The organism is uncultured Eudoraea sp. (assembly GCF_947258525.1).
Lineage (GTDB): Bacteria > Bacteroidota > Bacteroidia > Flavobacteriales > Flavobacteriaceae > Eudoraea.
In genome coordinates, this window is the sequence record NZ_CAMYIP010000018.1 from 1 (window position 1) to 16,495 (window position 16,495).

Genomic DNA, 16,495 nt, shown 5'->3' on the forward strand with positions numbered 1-16,495 from the left:
CCACCTTATAATGTTGCCTTGTTTAGCACCACAATCCAGTAAAGCGGTTTCGGCTCCTTTATATAGACCTTCTGTAATCTCAGTATTCCATTCTGAAACAACAATCCCAAACCGAAGGGCATTCGCGTTTGGGATTGTTTTCTTGTCATAAACTGACAAATTTTTGTTGGACGTAGCCATTTATTACTTGCTTTTAGCCATTCCTATAAAAGCATCTATAGTTTTGGCTTCTTCGGAATTTGAAAATTCATCTTTAATTCTTTGGAAATACTGAAGTGCCTTATCATTCTGATTCAGCTCCATTGCTGTTACTCCTGCTTTATATAGAAATCTTGGGGTAGTGTAATCATTTGTACTGTGTGCAAATGCCAATTCGTAATATCCCAGGGCATCTGAAGCCTGTCCTAATTGCATAAAGGCATCTCCAATTCCTCCTTTAGCCAGGGAACCAAGGATTGCATCATCAGAAGAAAAACTTTCCAAATGCCTTATAGCATCTTCGTATTGTTGCATATTCAAATAAGCCATGCCTGCAGAATAATTTGCCAGGTTAGCTGCTTTCGTTCCTTTGTACTCGTCTATAATATCCAAAAATCCATATTTCCCTTCGGCTCCATTTAAAGCTAAAGTAAACAATGAATCCTTTTCAGTTGTATTGTTTAAAGCCTGATCAAAATACTGTTGAGGGTAAAAAAGTTCATTAGCAGCATTAGCCTCCTTTGGCACCTGAATAAACTGATTATAAGCAAGATAACCTAAGACCCCAATGGCAATCACACCTATTAGGCCAAGAATATAATTTTGATTTTTGGCCACCCATTGTTCTGATCTTGAAGCACTCTCATCTAAGCTGCTAAAAACTTCCGCCGTTGCGCTTTTCTGAGAAGCAAGTTCTCTCTCTTCGGCTTTATTTTTAGGCTTGTATCCCCTTTTCTTATATGTTGCCATCTTAAAATTTATTGGTCGCGCAAAAATAAAGTTTTTATCCAAAACGTAAAGCCAAATTATTCGTTATTTTTCGATAATTTGCACCATCCATATTTATTGCCAAATTACTTTCCCAATGTTTCTGAAGAATTTATCACTGGTTAACTACAAAAATTTTGAAGAACAGCAATTTGAATTCGACTCTAAAACGAATTGTTTTGTTGGCGATAATGGAAAAGGGAAAACCAATGTCCTTGATGCTATTTACCACCTTGCATTTGGCAAAAGCTATTTTAATCCACAAGCCGGTCAGAATATAAAACACGGAGAGGATTTTTTTATCATAGAAGGAACCTTCAAACTCAGAGACAGGAACGAAAAAATTGTTTGCAGCCTCAAAAAAGGGATGAAAAAAATCATTAAGCGCAACAATAAAGTTTATGATCGCTTATCTGATCATATTGGTCTATTGCCTTTAGTTATTATCTCACCAGCAGACAGGGATCTAATCCTCGAGGGAAGTGATATTAGAAGAAAATTTATGGACGGTGTTATATCACAGTCCGATAAGGAGTACCTGCAAACACTCATTAAATACAATAAAATTCTTCAACAGCGCAATACCCTGCTGAAATATTTTGCAATTAACCATTCTTTCGATCAGGAGACCATTTCCGTTTATAATGAACAACTGACTGATTATGGAACCAGCATTTTCAATAAAAGAGCGGCCTTCGTTGAAGATTTTATTCCTATTTTCAAAGAGCAATACTTGGCAATTTCCGGCGGAGAGGAATTAGTCAATATTAATTATGAAAGCAAATTATTCACACAAGATCTATTGCCGCTGCTTCAAAGCAATATTGAAAAAGACAGGGCCCTGCAGTACACTTCAGTAGGAATACATAAAGATGACCTTCGCTTTGAAATAGAAAACTATCCCATTAAGAAATTTGGTAGCCAGGGTCAGCAAAAATCATTTTTAATTGCTTTAAAATTTGCTCAGTTTCAATTTTTAAAAGCACATGCCGGAACAACCCCGATTATGCTTTTAGATGATATCTTTGACAAATTGGATGAAAATAGGGTGAAACATATTATCACTTTAGTAGACAATGAAAATTTTGGTCAAATATTTATAAGTGACACTCATCCGGAGCGAACAGAAAATGTTGTGAAATCTATTCATCAATCCTATAAAATTTTTAAATTGTAGTATGCGCAAATTTGTATCATTAATACTGTTTTTATGCGCTCTGGCTTGTTCTGAAAAAATATCCGTATCAGATTTAAACTATATCAATGGATATTGGGAGATCCAAGAGGTTAAATTTCCGGATGGAAAGACCAAAGAATATGACGTCAATTTAAGTATTGATTATTTCGAATGTGAGCAAATGAAAGGTTTTCGTAAGAAAATGCAGCCCAAATTTGATGGGACTTTTAGCACTTCCAGTGACGCAGAGTCATTCCAAATAATTCAAAAAGAAGGCTTATTTTGGATGATTTACAAGAATGATTTAAGTACTTGGGATGAGCAATTAATTGAGATTACTAAAACCAAAATGGTTGTTAAAAATAAAGAAGGTCTGTCTTATCATTACAGGCGTTTTCAACCTATCAATGCTAAACCGTAATGGCTAAAGAAAAAAATCTTCATTCCCTTAGTGAGGCTTTAAATGCATTTATTAAAGAAAATAAATTGCAGAAGGGAATGGACAAGGTTATGGTAAGGGAAGCATGGGAAAAGATAATGGACAATGGAGTTAATAATTATACGACTTCAGTGGAGTTGCGTAACAATACTCTTTTTGTCTCACTTTCATCCTCCGTATTAAGGGAAGAACTAAGTCATGGAAAATCCAAGATCATTGATATGCTCAATGAAGAATTGAAAAAGGATTTGGTTAAAAATATTGTGTTGAGGTAAATGGCCCCGCTTATATAAGCGATTTTTTCTTCTTTGTTCTTTAGTAGATTTCCCTGCCTGAAAAATGGAAACTTCCTTCTATTGCGGCATTTTCATCGCTATCGGAACCATGTATTGCGTTTTCGCCAATGTCTTTGGCAAATAATTTTCTTATGGTTCCTTCAGCAGCTTCAGCGGGATTGGTAGCCCCTATTAAGGCTCTAAAGTCATCCACTGCATTATCTTTTTCTAAAATAGCGGAAACAATTGGTCCCCTTGTCATAAACTGTATCAATTCACCAAAGAAAGGGCGCTCATTGTGAATAGCATAAAACTGCTGTGCATCACGCTTGCTCAATTGAGTATATTTCATAGCAATGATCTTGAAACCTGCAGAGGTGATTTTTTCTAAAATGGCACCGATATGTCCATTTTCTACCGCATCTGGTTTTATCATTGTAAAGGTTCTGTTCGTTGTCATTTATAAAATTTTGGGCAAAAATACATTTTCTTGCAGCAAACCACAACATTAATAATTCTGCCTTATTTCCAGAGGCACAATACCGTCATTTTCTACAATTTGCAAAATCACTTCCCTGGTAATCAAATTGAACTTTACCAGTCCAAAACTCTCTTTAGATATAACACCTCCTATCCGATATGGATTGGGTTCCCCGGAAAAATCCGAGTATGCATGAGTAAGTCCACTACTTGTAAAATCAATCAATGGGTAGGAAAGTCCGGGAATATCTAATTTAGAAAATTCTGAAATATGGCGGTCGCCCGAAAGAATAATTACTCCTTTTGCCTGTGAATCCACTAATAATTTTTTAAATCTATCTACTTCATGGGGGAAATTCCCCCAGCACTCGAAACCGTGTTCATTAGACAAGAATTGAATGCTGCTAACTACAAGATTAAAATCCGCATCCGAATTGTTCAACTCATTGGCTAGCCATTTCCATTGTGCTTCTCCCAGAAGTGTACCCTCACCATAAGGATTGGGTTTATAGCGTCTGTCAGTTTCCGTATCCGTGGTTAAAGCTGTTCTAAAATATCGTGTGTCTAAAACTAGTATTTTTATCTTGCCAAGATTTCCAGTATAATTATATGCAAAATATACCCCCTCCTGCATTCGCCTGGGATGATCTGGCGGTACGTCAATAAAATCTAAGAAAGCCTGCTGGCTTTGTCTTTTAGATACAAATTCAGTGCCTCCATCATTTAAGCCATAGTCGTGATCATCCCAGGTCCCAATTACCTGAGTATTCTTCTTTAACTTTCTATAGCCTGATACCTTATTTTGAGCGTCATATAATTCTCTTATTTTCGATACATCATCTGTGTCTGCGTAGACTATATCACCACCCCAGATCCATAATAACGGACTTGCTTCTTTTATATCATCCCATAATAAATTTTCTAAATTTTGCTTATTACAGGAACCGAAAGCAATCGTAATTTCGGACTCAGGAACAGTGGTCTTTAACGATTTTTTTTTGGCAGTACAAGCTGCCAGGAAAGCAAAGGCGATTAAAACAAACAAGTATTTATACATTAAGCTCAGGTTTTGTACGCTAAAATAAACTTTTATAAAAGGAATATTTGTACTACCCCAAAATACTTTTTGGAAGTATTATAGAGTCGAATATGTGAAGTATTCTTCTCTGACTTACTTTTAATTTACCTGCATAGGGAATCTCTAATTTAATTGTATCTTTGCGCGCATGAATTCTGAGGATGTACAGGCCATAAAAGCACTGCTCTCAAAGCCGCAAAAGATAGTAATTGTGCCCCATAAAAACCCCGATGGCGACGCTATTGGCTCTTCGCTGGGTTTATGGCATTATCTCAAATCGATTGGACAGGAAGTCAGGGTAATTGTACCCAATGATTATCCCAGGTTCCTAAAGTGGATGCCTGGCACTAACGAAGTTATTAACTTCGAAAAAGATAATACTGCAGCAGTCGAATACCTTAAAGCCGCTGACCTTTGTTTTACCCTTGATTTTAATCATCTTGGCAGAGTTGGACAGATGACACCTATACTGGAAGGTTTAGATGCCCCTTTTATCATGATAGACCATCATCAAGCCCCTGATAACTACGCACAAATAACCTATTCAGATTCAAAAATGAGTTCTACATCTGAAATGGTATATAATTTCATTAGTTCTCTGGGCGATGCTAATAAGATTTCAAGTGAAATTGCTGATTGTTTATATTCCGGAATTGTAACCGATACAGGTTCTTTTAAGTATTCCTCAACGACAAGTAAAACACATCAGGTTGTAGCTCATCTTATTAATAAAGGAGCTAATAGCTTTGAAATTCAAAATAAAATATTTGATACCAATACTCCCGATAGGTTAAAACTCTTGAGTTGTGCATTAAAAAATATGGTGATTCTGAAGAATTATAACACGGCATATACTACTTTGAGCCAGGAAGAATTAGATGCCCATAATTATAGAAAAGGAGATACCGAAGGTTTTGTAAATTACGGTCTGACGATACAAAATATTAGATTTGCGGTTATTTTTATTGAAAATAAGGAAGAAGGAATTATTAAAATTTCTTTTCGTTCGGAAGGAAATTTTTCGGTGAATGAATTTGCAAGAAACCACTTTCATGGAGGTGGGCATATGAACGCCGCGGGAGGAAGAAGCGATAACAATATGGAGGGTACAATAAAGCAATTTGAAGCCTTATTGGAAAACTATAAAGAACAGCTTACCAGATGAAAAAATTCATTTATTTATTACCGTTCATATTCGTTTTCGCCTGTGGTGAACCTGAACCGAGGCGACCTGTTAAAACACAGTCCGGAAGTCTTATTAAGGCATCTGTTCAGAGGAATATTGAACTTTTAAAACAGGAAGAGCAAATTATTCAACAAATCATAGCAAATGATACCCTTAATGATTATCTGACATCAGCCTCAGGATCTTGGTACTACTACAATACTATGAATGAGGAAAGCGATTATACTCCCATTACCGATGATCTGGTGACGCTTAATTATAATGTGGTTAGTCTCGAAAATGATACCATCTATACGATGGAGGAAATTGGAACGATAAATTATAAAGTAGATAAACAGGAATTATTTCCGGGCCTGCGCAATAGCGTCAAGCTACTTAAAGAAAATGAGACAGCCACATTCTTTTTCCCTTCTGCAATGGCATACGGATATCATGGGGATAACAACAAAATTGGACCAAACGTGGCACTTAAGTCCACCATTAGCATTCTAAAAATTGATAAACAAAAAGAAAATCCTGATAATTAAATTCTAAAATATGAAAAGAATAATTGTAATTGCTTTAATTGGCCTCACCGCATTAACCAGCTGTACATCCAGTAAATACAGAGATCTGGGAGATGGTTTATTTGCTGATATAAATACGAGCCAGGGAGATATTATTATAAAGCTCGAAATGGAAAAAACTCCTGTAACGGTTGCGAATTTTGTATCCCTTGCAGAGGGCAATAATCCCTTTGTTAGTGAAGAGTATAAAGACAGAAAGTACTATGATGGAATTATTTTTCACAGAGTTATAAAAGACTTTATGATCCAGGGGGGTGATCCTACCGGAACAGGTCGTGGAAACCCGGGTTATAGGTTTAAAGATGAATTTAATGACTCCTTGGTACATGATAAGGCAGGTATTCTTTCTATGGCCAATTCAGGGCCAAAAACCAATGGCAGCCAGTTTTTCATAACACATAAAGAGACACCTTTTCTGAATGGCAAACACACTGTTTTTGGAGAAGTTGTATCAGGTCTGGAGGTGGTTGATTCAATTGCCAATGTAAAAACTTATGCTGAACCCAATAGAAAAGACAAACCTGTTGTAGATGTAGTAATGAATTCTATGACCATTGTTCGAAATGGAAAGGATGCCAGAAATTTTGATGCAGTTAAAGTAATGACAGATTATTTTGCAGAAGAAGAAGCTCTTATAGCAGCTATGGCGAAGGTTAAAACCGATTTTGCAGAAGAAATAAAGGATCAGGAGCAAAATCTTGCTGAAGAACTCCCTTCCGGTTTAAAAATTCTTACCCTGGAAGAAGGAACAGGTGATAAACCAAAAATTGGTGATAAGGTATTAGTTTACTATGCCGGCTGGTTAACAGATGGTACTCTATTCGACAGTAATTATGAAGATGTTGCCATCAAGTTTGACAAATTCGACGAACGAAGAAAACAAGGAGGAGGTTATGAGCCTTTCCCCATGGATTACAGTCCCGATTCAAGACTTGTGGCCGGTTTTAAAGAGGGTTTACTAGGAATGAAAATTGGTGATAAAATCAGGATATTTATTCCGCCCCATCTGGGATATGGTGAACAAGGAGGAGGTCCTATCCCTCCTAATGCAGATCTCATTTTTGACCTGGAGATTCTGGGTATAGCAGAGTAAAAAAAAGGGCCGAATAACTTCGGTCCTTTTTATTTGAGCTAAGGTGTATTCTTCAAAATATGTAAAAGAAAAGTCCAAAACTTCTTCACAGATGAAATACTCACTCTTTCATCCGGGGAGTGGGCTCCTTTAATAGTTGGACCAAAACTAATCATATCCATTTCTGGATAATTAGTTCCAAGAATACCGCATTCCAAACCAGCATGACAGGCAACGACCTCTGGTTTTTGGTTAAAAAGGGATTCGTACTGAACTTTAAGTACTTCCAAAATCTCAGAATTTGGATTTGGAGTCCAGCCGGGGTATTCACCGCTTAGTGTAACAGTACAATCTGCAAGCCCAAAAGCGCATTTAAGAGAATTTGCTAAATCCATTTTAGCAGAGTCCACCGAAGATCTCGTAAGGCAACCAATCCGAATTTTACCAGATTTTACTTCAACTCTGGCAATATTATTGGAAGTTTCCACCAAATCGGGGATTGCAGTGCTCATTGCATAAACCCCGTTATGTGCTGCGTATACCGCTTTCAAAATTTTCTCCTGTGCCGATTTCTCCATGACTTCATCAGGAACTTCAACTTCATTCAGGCTAACTTCAAGCTTCGTTTCAATAATAGAATTCTCCTGTTTAATCTCATGTATCCATTTAGATATTTTATTTTCAAATTCTTTTTTCAGGTCTGATTTTACAACAATAGTTGCAAAACTTTCACGGGGAATGGCATTTCTGAGACTTCCTCCATCAATATGCGATACTCTAACTCCAAATTCTTCTGTGCCCTCATACAAAAGTCGATTCATTATTTTATTGGCATTTCCAAAACCACGGTGAATATCGATACCACTATGGCCGCCATGCAATCCTCTAACACTTATAGCATAAGCGATAGACTCTTTGGAAACACTTTCTGCTTCATAGGATCTTGTAGCCGTAACATCTATTCCTCCGGCACATCCAATGTCTATCTCGTCATCTTCTTCAGTATCCAAATTCAATAAAATCTGACCTTTGAGTATACCCCCTTTTAATCCTTTAGCCCCGGTCATTCCGGTTTCTTCATCAATCGTAAATAAGGCCTCAAGGGGGGGGTGTGGAATATCATTACTTTCTAAAAGACTCATGATTGCAGCTACTCCCATACCGTTATCTGCTCCCAGAGTTGTGCCTCTCGCCTTAACCCAATCGCCATCAATATACATTTCAATACCCTGAGTATCGAAATCAAAATCCGTGGTAGAATTTTTTTGATGTACCATATCCAAGTGAGATTGAAGAGTAATGGGTTTACGATCTTCCATTCCTATTGATGCATCTTTCCTAATTATAACATTACCTACTTCATCCTTAAATGTTTCTAATTGTAAAGATCTGCCGAAATCCATAATGAACTTAATAACTCGCTCCTCTTTCTTGGAAGGTCGTGGTACAGCATTAAGTTTTGAGAAATTTTTCCAGATGCATTGTGGTTCTAATTGTATTATCTCTTTGCTCATATATTTTTTTTAAAAGATCAAAAGTACATATTGCAAATTAACCTAGCGAGATAATTGGTATTTTTGAATTCATGAATAAGAGTTTGAAAAATGGGATTGCTCTATCAATCATCCCGCAAATAATAATCGTAAAATGGCTTGGCAGTTACCCGGAGCTAATTGAAAATTATTACAGTAATGGACTATACCCCTTTATTTCAAAGCTTTATCGCCTGGTGTTTGGATGGCTCCCATTTTCCATGGGCGACTTAATTTATGCAATCCTAATAATTTTTGCAATCCGGTATATTATTGTCAATAGAAACCGGATCATTAAAAATTTAAAACTTTTCTTCAGAGATATCGCTATGATACTTTCTGTAGCCTATTTTACCTTTCATATTATGTGGGGTTTCAACTATTACCGTGTACCATTGTCTCAACAGCTTGGATTAAAAGATAGTTATACCAATAATGAATTGATAATGTTCACAGAAAAACTCATTGAAAGAACCAATGAGTTGCAGTATAAAATTACTTCAGATACTTCTCAAATTGTTGAGATTCCTTATAGTCAGAAGGAAATAATGCAAAAGACCCTGAAGGGATATTCAGAGCTTGAAACCAAATTTCCACTTTTTAGTTACAAAAATCCAAGTTTAAAGAAATCTACTTTTAGTACTGCATTAACCTATATGGGATATGGAGGTTATCTTAATCCGTTTACAAATGAAGCCCAGGTCAATGCTAAAATACCTAATTTCAGATTCCCTGTGGTTACCGGTCATGAAATTGGTCATCAAATTGGATATTCTGCAGAAAATGAGGTAAATTTTATTGGCTACATAGTTACAGCCAATAATAAGGATCTTTATTTCAACTATTCTGCATCGGCCTATGCGCTAAGCTATTCCCTAAGTGAAATAAAATTAAAAGATGAAACTAAATTTCATGAATTATATTCCCGTTTAAACAGGGGGGTACAAAAAAACTACGAAGAGCTCAATAAATTCTGGATGGCCTATCAAAATCCTTTGGAGCCCATATTCAAAGCAATTTTTAATTCATTTCTGAAAGCAAATAACCAGGAACAGGGAATAAAAAGTTATGGGCAAATAGTCGCACTTTTGGTAACCTATCATATGAAATATCCAATTGAATAAACTGAGTACATCACTTAAGGAAAAATAACCACAGCTATTAGTCTTGCCTCAAATTGTACTCTTTTTAGACAGGAAGGCGAAAGTTTATCAATTCATCTATTTTTGTCCTATGAACAAGGTAAAGCAGATTAGTAGTTTACAAAATCCTTTGGTTAAGAAAGTATACGCATTAAAAGAAAAATCACGTGAACGTAGAAATTCTGGCTCATTTGTTTTAGAGGGACAACGAGAATTTGAGTTAGCCTGCAAAGGCGGTTATGCTATTCAGAGCGTCCTTTTTTGCTCTAAAATTATTTCTGAAGAAAAAGTGAGGCAGATAATAAGCCCATTGGATAAGATTCCCGAATTAATAGAAGTTACTCATGAAATATACCAAAAAATAGCCTACAGAGAAGGTACCGAGGGAATAGTTGCGATTGCCACTTCAAAAAAACATAGTTTATCCGATATTTCATTTAGGGATCAAAGTCCACTGATATTAGTAGCTGAAGCACCTGAAAAACCAGGGAATATTGGTGCCTTATTAAGAACAGCAGACGCGGCAAACCTGGATGCTGTAATCATTGTAAACAATAACGGGGATCTTTATAATCCGAATATAATCAGGTCTAGTGTTGGGTGTTTATTTACCGTAAATATCGCAACGGGAACGACTGCAGAAGTGATCAGATTTTTAAAAGAAAATGAAATAACCATTTATTCTGCTGACTTATCGGCTCCATGTATCTATACGGAAGTAGATTATAAAAAGGGCTGTGCCATTGCGGTAGGTACTGAAGCAACTGGGCTTACCCCTGAATGGTTGGAAAAATCTGATCAGAATATTATAATACCAATGCAAGGTGTAATAGATTCCATGAATGTTTCGGTATCGGCTGCAATTCTTATCTTTGAAGCTAAACGACAAAGAGAATTTCGTTAAGATGAATCGGCAAATACGCGATTAATCAAAAAGAATTCAATCCTATATCGGTCTGATTTTTAAAATTTATCTCCTTACAAATTAATTGATAAAAGCCCCTTATGAATAGTACATTTCTGTTTTATGCAATAATAGTTATCATAGTTCTTCAATTCCTTATGGAAGCACTGGTTGATTATCTGAATTCGAGAAAATTTCAGGATCCCATTCCTGAAGAATTACAGGATGTCTATGATAGCGAAGAATATTTAAGGTCTCAGGCGTACAAAAAAGATAATTACAGATTTGGTGTTCTGTCGTCTTCCTTTTCAATTATTCTGACTCTGGGTTTCCTCATATTTGGCGGGTTTGAATGGGTTGATCAAATTGCTCGAAACTATACAGATAACCCAATATTAATGGCTCTTATATTTTTTGGGATCATAATGCTAGGCAGCGACATAGTTACCACGCCTTTTGCCTATTATCAGACATTTGTCATAGAAGAAAAATATGGATTTAATAAGTCTTCCGTAAAGTTGTTTTTTATTGATAAAATAAAAGGTTGGCTCATGATGGTAATTTTAGGAGGTGGTATACTCGCTATGGTGATTTGGTTTGTCCAAATTGCCGGCCATAATTTTTGGATATATGCCCTTATTCTAATAGCAATCTTCACGGTTTTTATGAACCTTTTTTATAGCAGGTTGATAGTGCCATTATTTAATAAACAAACTCCCCTTGAGGATGGATCACTTAAGAGCAAAATTGAAAATTATGCCAGTAAAGTTGGATTTAAACTTCAAAATATATTCGTGATAGACGGATCCAAGAGAACTACCAAGGCTAATGCCTATTTTGCCGGTTTTGGAAAAGAAAAAAGGGTAACACTTTATGATACCTTAATACAGGAATTGGAGGAGGAAGAAATTGTGGCTGTACTTGCACATGAAGTAGGTCATTATAAACGCAACCACATAATAATTAATCTGATAATTTCAATACTTCTAACCGGGGTAACATTGTTCTTACTTTCGCTTTTTATCAATAATCCCGAATTTTCATTTGCTATAGGTGTTACCGAACCTAGCTTTCATGCCGCCTTAATATGTTTTGGAATTCTCTACACACCAATCTCGGAAATAACAGGCTTGGTTATGAACATTCTGTCTAGAAAATTTGAATTTGAAGCAGATGATTTTGCCAAAAAAACCTACGAACCATTACCCTTAATTAAATCGTTAAAAAAGCTGTCAAAAAACAGTCTGAGCAATCTAACTCCGCATTCGGCATATGTGTTTTTGCACTATTCGCATCCCCCTTTAATTCAGAGAATTCAGAACCTTAAGGCATGATTTTTGTTGGTAACTAGAAAAGATTGTGGTAATTTTAATTTATGAGTGTGGAAACCGCCATAGAGGAGGAAAATAAGAAAATCGCAAATGAATACAAGGAATTACTTCGTATTAGTTATCAGGCATTAACTAAGGAAGATAAGAAGCTTGTACGCTCTGCCTTTGATATCGCTGTTGATGCCCATAAGAATCAACGGAGAAAATCTGGGGAGGCCTATATTTTTCACCCTATTGCCGTAGCCAAGATAGTAGCTTCAGAGATTGGTCTCGATGCCGTATCAATTGCCGCAGCATTGCTGCATGATGTTGTAGAAGACACCAATTATACCTTAGACGATATTGAAAGAATGTTTGGTGAGACCATTGCTCGTATTGTAGATGGCCTTACCAAAATTGCTCACCTCAAAAAGGATATGAACATATCCCAACAGGCCGAGAATTTTAGAAAAATGTTACTTACTCTGCACGACGATGTTCGCGTAATTATCATTAAGATAGCAGACAGGTATCATAATATGCTTACAATGGATGCTATGCCTGAGCACAAGCAGGTACAAATGGCCTCGGAAACACTTTATATATATGCTCCCCTGGCCCATAGAATAGGCCTATATAACATAAAAACAGAACTGGAGAATCTAAGTCTCAAATACACCGAACCGGAAGTATACAGGGACATACAGGAAAAAATAGAAAAAACTAAAGAAGAACAGCAGCATTATATTGATGAATTCTCCAAGATTATTCGAGATTCTTTAGACAAAGAAGGTCTTGATTATTATATAAAAGGAAGGATGAAGTCTATCTATTCCATCAGAAAGAAAATGGTATCTCAGAATGTCACTTTTGATGAAATATATGACAAGTTTGCAATTCGTATCATCTATAGATCTGACAAGCAGAATGAGAAATTTATTGCCTGGAAAATTTACTCTATTGTCACAGATCATTTTACACCCAATCCCATTAGACTTCGCGACTGGATATCTTCACCAAAATCTACGGGATATGAGGCTTTGCACATTACCGTTATGGGCCCTGAAGGTAAATGGGTAGAAGTTCAGATACGCAGCGAGAGAATGCACGAAATAGCAGAAAAAGGATATGCTGCTCACTTTAAATATAAACACGGAGAACAAAAAGAACAGGGAATAGAAATATGGCTCAATAGGTTACATGAAGCCCTTGAATCCTCAAATGGAAATGCGGTTGATTTTGTTGAGGAATTCAAATTAAATCTTTACTCCAAAGAAATCTTTGTTTTTACTCCAAAAGGTGAACTAAAATCACTGCCAAAAGACGCTACCCCTTTGGATTTCGCTTTTAGCATACATACAGAAGTAGGAATGAGAACCAGGGGAGCCAAAGTAAATGGAAAGTTAGTGCCTCTGAACACAACTTTAAAAAGTGGTGACCAGGTTGAAATCATTACATCAGATAAAGCAAAACCCAATCAGAATTGGCTAGATTATGCAACCACTGCACGTGCCAGGGCAAAAATCCGCTCCTCTTTGCGCGAAGAACAAAAGCAAATTGCACAGGAAGGTAAGGAAACGTTAAGACGTAAACTTAAGTCCCAGAAAATTAATCTGAACGAGGATTCTATCAATAAAATGGTAGTGCATTTTAAGCTCAAGACAAGTTTGGATCTGTTCTATCGAATCGGTACCGGAGCTATTGATAATCAGATGATCAAGGATTTTGCATCATCATATAACAATGCATTTATAAGCTTCTTCAAGAATAAGATTAGGCGTAAACCAATCCCTGAAGATATTGACAAAGCAGAAATAACTTCCAAATATGACATGCTTGTATTTGGCAAGGAGGAAGAAAAATTAAATTATACACTTTCCAAATGCTGTAACCCCATTCCTGGAGATGAGGTCTTTGGGTTTGTTAGTGTGGCAGAAGGTATTAAAGTGCATAAAAAAAACTGTCCGAATGCCATTTCCTTGCAATCCAACTATGCCTATAGGATTATTGGTGCCAAATGGATTGATTCAACTCAGGAGGAATTCACATCTGAAATTAAACTTACAGGGATTGATAATCTTGGCCTGATGAATGAGATTACAGAAATTATTTCAGATAATATGCACGTTAATATGCGAAATCTGAATTTCAGTACAGATGGGGGCACCTTTAGTGGTAAAATTACCGTTGTGGTCAAAAATAATGCTATTCTAAAAAAACTTATCAAAAATTTGAAGCAGATAAACGGCATTGAAAAGGTTAGCAGAGTATAGATGTTTTCTTTATCCTTAAAGGCGTAATCTTGCAGTCATAAAATATTAATATTCTCATTTTTAAATGTACATTTGTCATTAAGATGATGTCGTAATTATGGGGACCAATAAGGATCAAGAAATTGTTAAAAAAGTATTTACTGCCTTTTTGGAGGAAAATGGGCATAGAAAGACACCCGAGCGTTATGCAATCCTGCAAGAGATCTACGAAAGTGATGAACATTTTGATATAGAGTCTCTATATATCAATATGAAGAATAAAAACTATCGGGTAAGCAGAGCAACGCTATACAATACAATAGAACTTTTACTGGAATGTAAATTAGTGCGCAAGCACCAATTCGGAAAGAATCAGGCTCAATATGAGAAGTCTTATTTTGACAGGCAGCACGATCATGTAATTCTTACGGATACAGGAGAAGTGGTTGAATTTTGTGACCCGCGAATACAATCAATAAAAAAGACTATTGAAGAAGTTTTCGACATTAAAATTAATAATCATTCGTTGTACTTCTACGGTACAAGAAACCATAAAGAAAAAACTAATAACTAACCAATAACATACTGCATGGCCGTAGATTTGCTACTAGGTCTTCAATGGGGAGACGAAGGGAAAGGAAAAATCGTTGATGTACTTACCAAAAACTATGATATTATTGCCAGATTTCAGGGTGGCCCAAACGCAGGTCATACATTAGAATTTGATGGAATAAAACACGTTTTGCATACTATTCCTTCGGGTATTTTTCACAACAATGCGATCAATGTTGTTGGTAATGGAGTTGTAATAGACCCTGTTATTTTTAAGAAAGAACTTGATAACCTTAAGAAGTTTGATCTGGACATAAAATCAAAGCTCTTAATTTCCAGGAAAGCACATCTAATTTTACCTACACATAGGTTACTCGATGCAGCCTCGGAAGCTTCAAAGGGTAAAGCAAAAATAGGTTCAACACTGAAGGGCATAGGACCTACTTATATGGACAAGACAGGAAGAAACGGGATGAGGATTGGAGATCTTGAATTAGATAACTGGAAGGATAAATATCGTGCTTTGGCTAATAAGCATGAGACTATGATAGACTTTCATAACGTAGATATCCAATATGATCTTCTGGAATTGGAAACTGAATTCTTTAATGCCATAAAAGAATTAAAAGAGCTGACTTTTATAGATAGTGAAGAATATCTTTATCAGGCACAAAAAAGTGGAAAAAAAATCCTGGCGGAAGGTGCCCAGGGCTCTTTACTCGATATAGATTTTGGCACATATCCCTATGTCACTTCTTCAAATACCACGGCTGCAGGCGCCTGTACTGGTCTTGGTGTACCTCCGGGAAATATAGGAGGTGTTTTTGGAATATTTAAAGCATATACTACACGTGTAGGAAGCGGCCCATTTCCAACAGAACTCAATGACAAAGTTGGTGAAACTATGGGACGGGTTGGCAACGAATTTGGGGCCACTACAGGCAGACCAAGACGTTGTGGATGGCTGGATCTTGTAGCCTTAAAATACGCAGTCAGGATTAATGGAGTTTCAGAATTAATGATGATGAAAGCAGATGTCCTTAGCGGATTTAAAACAGTAAAAATCTGTACTGCATACAAATACAAAGGTGAAAAGGTAAGCCACCTGCCTTACAATATTGAAGCCGAGAATGTTACTCCAATATATAAAGAAATGAAGGGGTGGGAAGAGGATCTTACTAAAATGGTCAAGGCTGAGCAGCTCCCGGAAACACTAAACGAATACATTGATTACCTTGAAGCAGAATTAGAAATTCCGATTAAAATTGTTTCTGTAGGTCCTGATCGAAAGCAGACTATTCACAGATAGCTAGCTGACACTGAAATCAAGTTTTAATATTTTTTACCATTCTTAAAAACAAAACGAAGCTAAAACTAGAATTGTTTGCTACGATTTTGTCATTAATCTCAAATAATTACAACATATCTTCATAGATAGATATAATTTTATCAATCCACCCAATCAGCTTAAGGCTAAAGTAAAAAATCCTATCTTTAAGAATATTTGTTGCCTAAAATGCTTAGATATTCTTTCCGCTTAATTCTTTTAGTTAATTTTTTATCC

At 36.3% G+C, this 16,495-nt stretch carries 17 protein-coding genes; 12 read left to right on the forward strand and 5 right to left on the reverse strand.

The window, feature by feature from the left end; translation table 11 throughout:
* The coding region (locus tag Q0X89_RS01350) for a 6,7-dimethyl-8-ribityllumazine synthase (protein ID WP_297690814.1) at positions 1–180 on the reverse strand (180 nt) is incomplete at its 3' end.
* 3 nt (positions 181–183) lie between these two features.
* Complete coding sequence (locus Q0X89_RS01355) at positions 184–948, reverse strand: tetratricopeptide repeat protein (RefSeq protein ID WP_297690815.1); 765 nt, start codon at positions 946–948, stop codon at positions 184–186.
* A gap of 115 nt (positions 949–1,063) precedes the next feature.
* On the opposite strand from Q0X89_RS01355, the gene Q0X89_RS01360 reads away from it, so the two are divergent.
* Genes Q0X89_RS01360 through Q0X89_RS01370 form a run of 3 tightly spaced genes read left to right on the forward strand, consistent with a single transcriptional unit; the run spans position 1,064 to position 2,857 of the window.
* On the forward strand, positions 1,064–2,143 hold the full coding sequence (locus tag Q0X89_RS01360; RefSeq protein WP_297690816.1) for a DNA replication/repair protein RecF: 1,080 nt from the start codon (positions 1,064–1,066) through the stop codon (positions 2,141–2,143).
* 1 nt (position 2,144) lies between these two features.
* Positions 2,145–2,564 carry a hypothetical protein gene (locus Q0X89_RS01365; protein ID WP_297690817.1) on the forward strand — a complete coding sequence of 140 codons (420 nt, stop codon included), beginning with the start codon at positions 2,145–2,147 and terminating at the stop codon, positions 2,562–2,564.
* Positions 2,564–2,857 carry a DUF721 domain-containing protein gene (locus Q0X89_RS01370; RefSeq protein ID WP_297690818.1) on the forward strand — a complete coding sequence of 98 codons (294 nt, stop codon included), beginning with the start codon at positions 2,564–2,566 and terminating at the stop codon, positions 2,855–2,857. The genes Q0X89_RS01365 and Q0X89_RS01370 overlap by 1 nt, the downstream gene beginning before the upstream one ends.
* Positions 2,858–2,897: 40 nt before the next feature.
* Here the strand turns inward: Q0X89_RS01370 and Q0X89_RS01375 are convergent, their stop codons facing one another.
* Together Q0X89_RS01375 and Q0X89_RS01380 are read right to left on the reverse strand one after the other, a co-directional pair.
* Positions 2,898–3,317, reverse strand: a complete 420-nt coding sequence (locus Q0X89_RS01375) for a nucleoside-diphosphate kinase (protein ID WP_297690819.1) — start codon at positions 3,315–3,317, stop codon at positions 2,898–2,900.
* Positions 3,318–3,365: 48 nt separating this feature from the next.
* Positions 3,366–4,394 carry an alkaline phosphatase D family protein gene (locus Q0X89_RS01380; protein WP_297690820.1) on the reverse strand — a complete coding sequence of 343 codons (1,029 nt, stop codon included), beginning with the start codon at positions 4,392–4,394 and terminating at the stop codon, positions 3,366–3,368.
* A gap of 169 nt (positions 4,395–4,563) precedes the next feature.
* On the opposite strand from Q0X89_RS01380, the gene Q0X89_RS01385 reads away from it, so the two are divergent.
* Genes Q0X89_RS01385 through Q0X89_RS01395 form a run of 3 tightly spaced genes read left to right on the forward strand, consistent with a single transcriptional unit; the run spans position 4,564 to position 7,260 of the window.
* Complete coding sequence (locus Q0X89_RS01385; protein ID WP_297690821.1) at positions 4,564–5,580, forward strand: bifunctional oligoribonuclease/PAP phosphatase NrnA; 1,017 nt, start codon at positions 4,564–4,566, stop codon at positions 5,578–5,580.
* Complete coding sequence (gldI, locus tag Q0X89_RS01390; RefSeq protein WP_297690822.1) at positions 5,577–6,128, forward strand: gliding motility-associated peptidyl-prolyl isomerase GldI; 552 nt, start codon at positions 5,577–5,579, stop codon at positions 6,126–6,128. Before Q0X89_RS01385 ends, gldI begins: the two co-directional genes overlap by 4 nt.
* Before the next feature lie 10 nt (positions 6,129–6,138).
* Positions 6,139–7,260 carry a peptidylprolyl isomerase gene (locus Q0X89_RS01395; RefSeq protein WP_297690823.1) on the forward strand — a complete coding sequence of 374 codons (1,122 nt, stop codon included), beginning with the start codon at positions 6,139–6,141 and terminating at the stop codon, positions 7,258–7,260.
* A gap of 38 nt (positions 7,261–7,298) precedes the next feature.
* On the opposite strand, the gene Q0X89_RS01400 is transcribed toward Q0X89_RS01395, so the two are convergent.
* Positions 7,299–8,753, reverse strand: coding sequence for an aminoacyl-histidine dipeptidase (locus tag Q0X89_RS01400; protein ID WP_297690824.1), 1,455 nt, complete (start codon positions 8,751–8,753; stop codon positions 7,299–7,301).
* A 71-nt stretch (positions 8,754–8,824) separates the two neighbouring features.
* Between Q0X89_RS01400 and Q0X89_RS01405 the strand changes: the two genes are divergently transcribed.
* The 6 genes from Q0X89_RS01405 (at position 8,825) to Q0X89_RS01430 (ending at position 16,240) form a co-directional block, all read left to right on the forward strand.
* On the forward strand, positions 8,825–9,895 hold the full coding sequence (locus Q0X89_RS01405) for a DUF3810 domain-containing protein (protein ID WP_297690825.1): 1,071 nt from the start codon (positions 8,825–8,827) through the stop codon (positions 9,893–9,895).
* A gap of 109 nt (positions 9,896–10,004) precedes the next feature.
* Entirely contained in the window at positions 10,005–10,817 is an 813-nt protein-coding gene (locus tag Q0X89_RS01410; protein ID WP_297690826.1) for an RNA methyltransferase, read from the forward strand.
* A gap of 101 nt (positions 10,818–10,918) precedes the next feature.
* Positions 10,919–12,151, forward strand: a complete 1,233-nt coding sequence (locus Q0X89_RS01415) for a M48 family metallopeptidase (RefSeq protein ID WP_297690827.1) — start codon at positions 10,919–10,921, stop codon at positions 12,149–12,151.
* Between the two features lie 41 nt (positions 12,152–12,192).
* Complete coding sequence (locus Q0X89_RS01420) at positions 12,193–14,400, forward strand: RelA/SpoT family protein (RefSeq protein WP_297690828.1); 2,208 nt, start codon at positions 12,193–12,195, stop codon at positions 14,398–14,400.
* Positions 14,401–14,497: 97 nt separating this feature from the next.
* A complete protein-coding gene (locus tag Q0X89_RS01425; protein ID WP_297690829.1) occupies positions 14,498–14,953 on the forward strand; it encodes a Fur family transcriptional regulator in 456 nt (151 codons plus the stop codon).
* A 15-nt stretch (positions 14,954–14,968) separates the two neighbouring features.
* Positions 14,969–16,240: an adenylosuccinate synthase gene (locus Q0X89_RS01430; protein ID WP_297690830.1), complete on the forward strand. Its 1,272-nt coding sequence runs from the start codon at positions 14,969–14,971 to the stop codon at positions 16,238–16,240.
* Positions 16,241–16,495 lie beyond the last annotated feature (255 nt).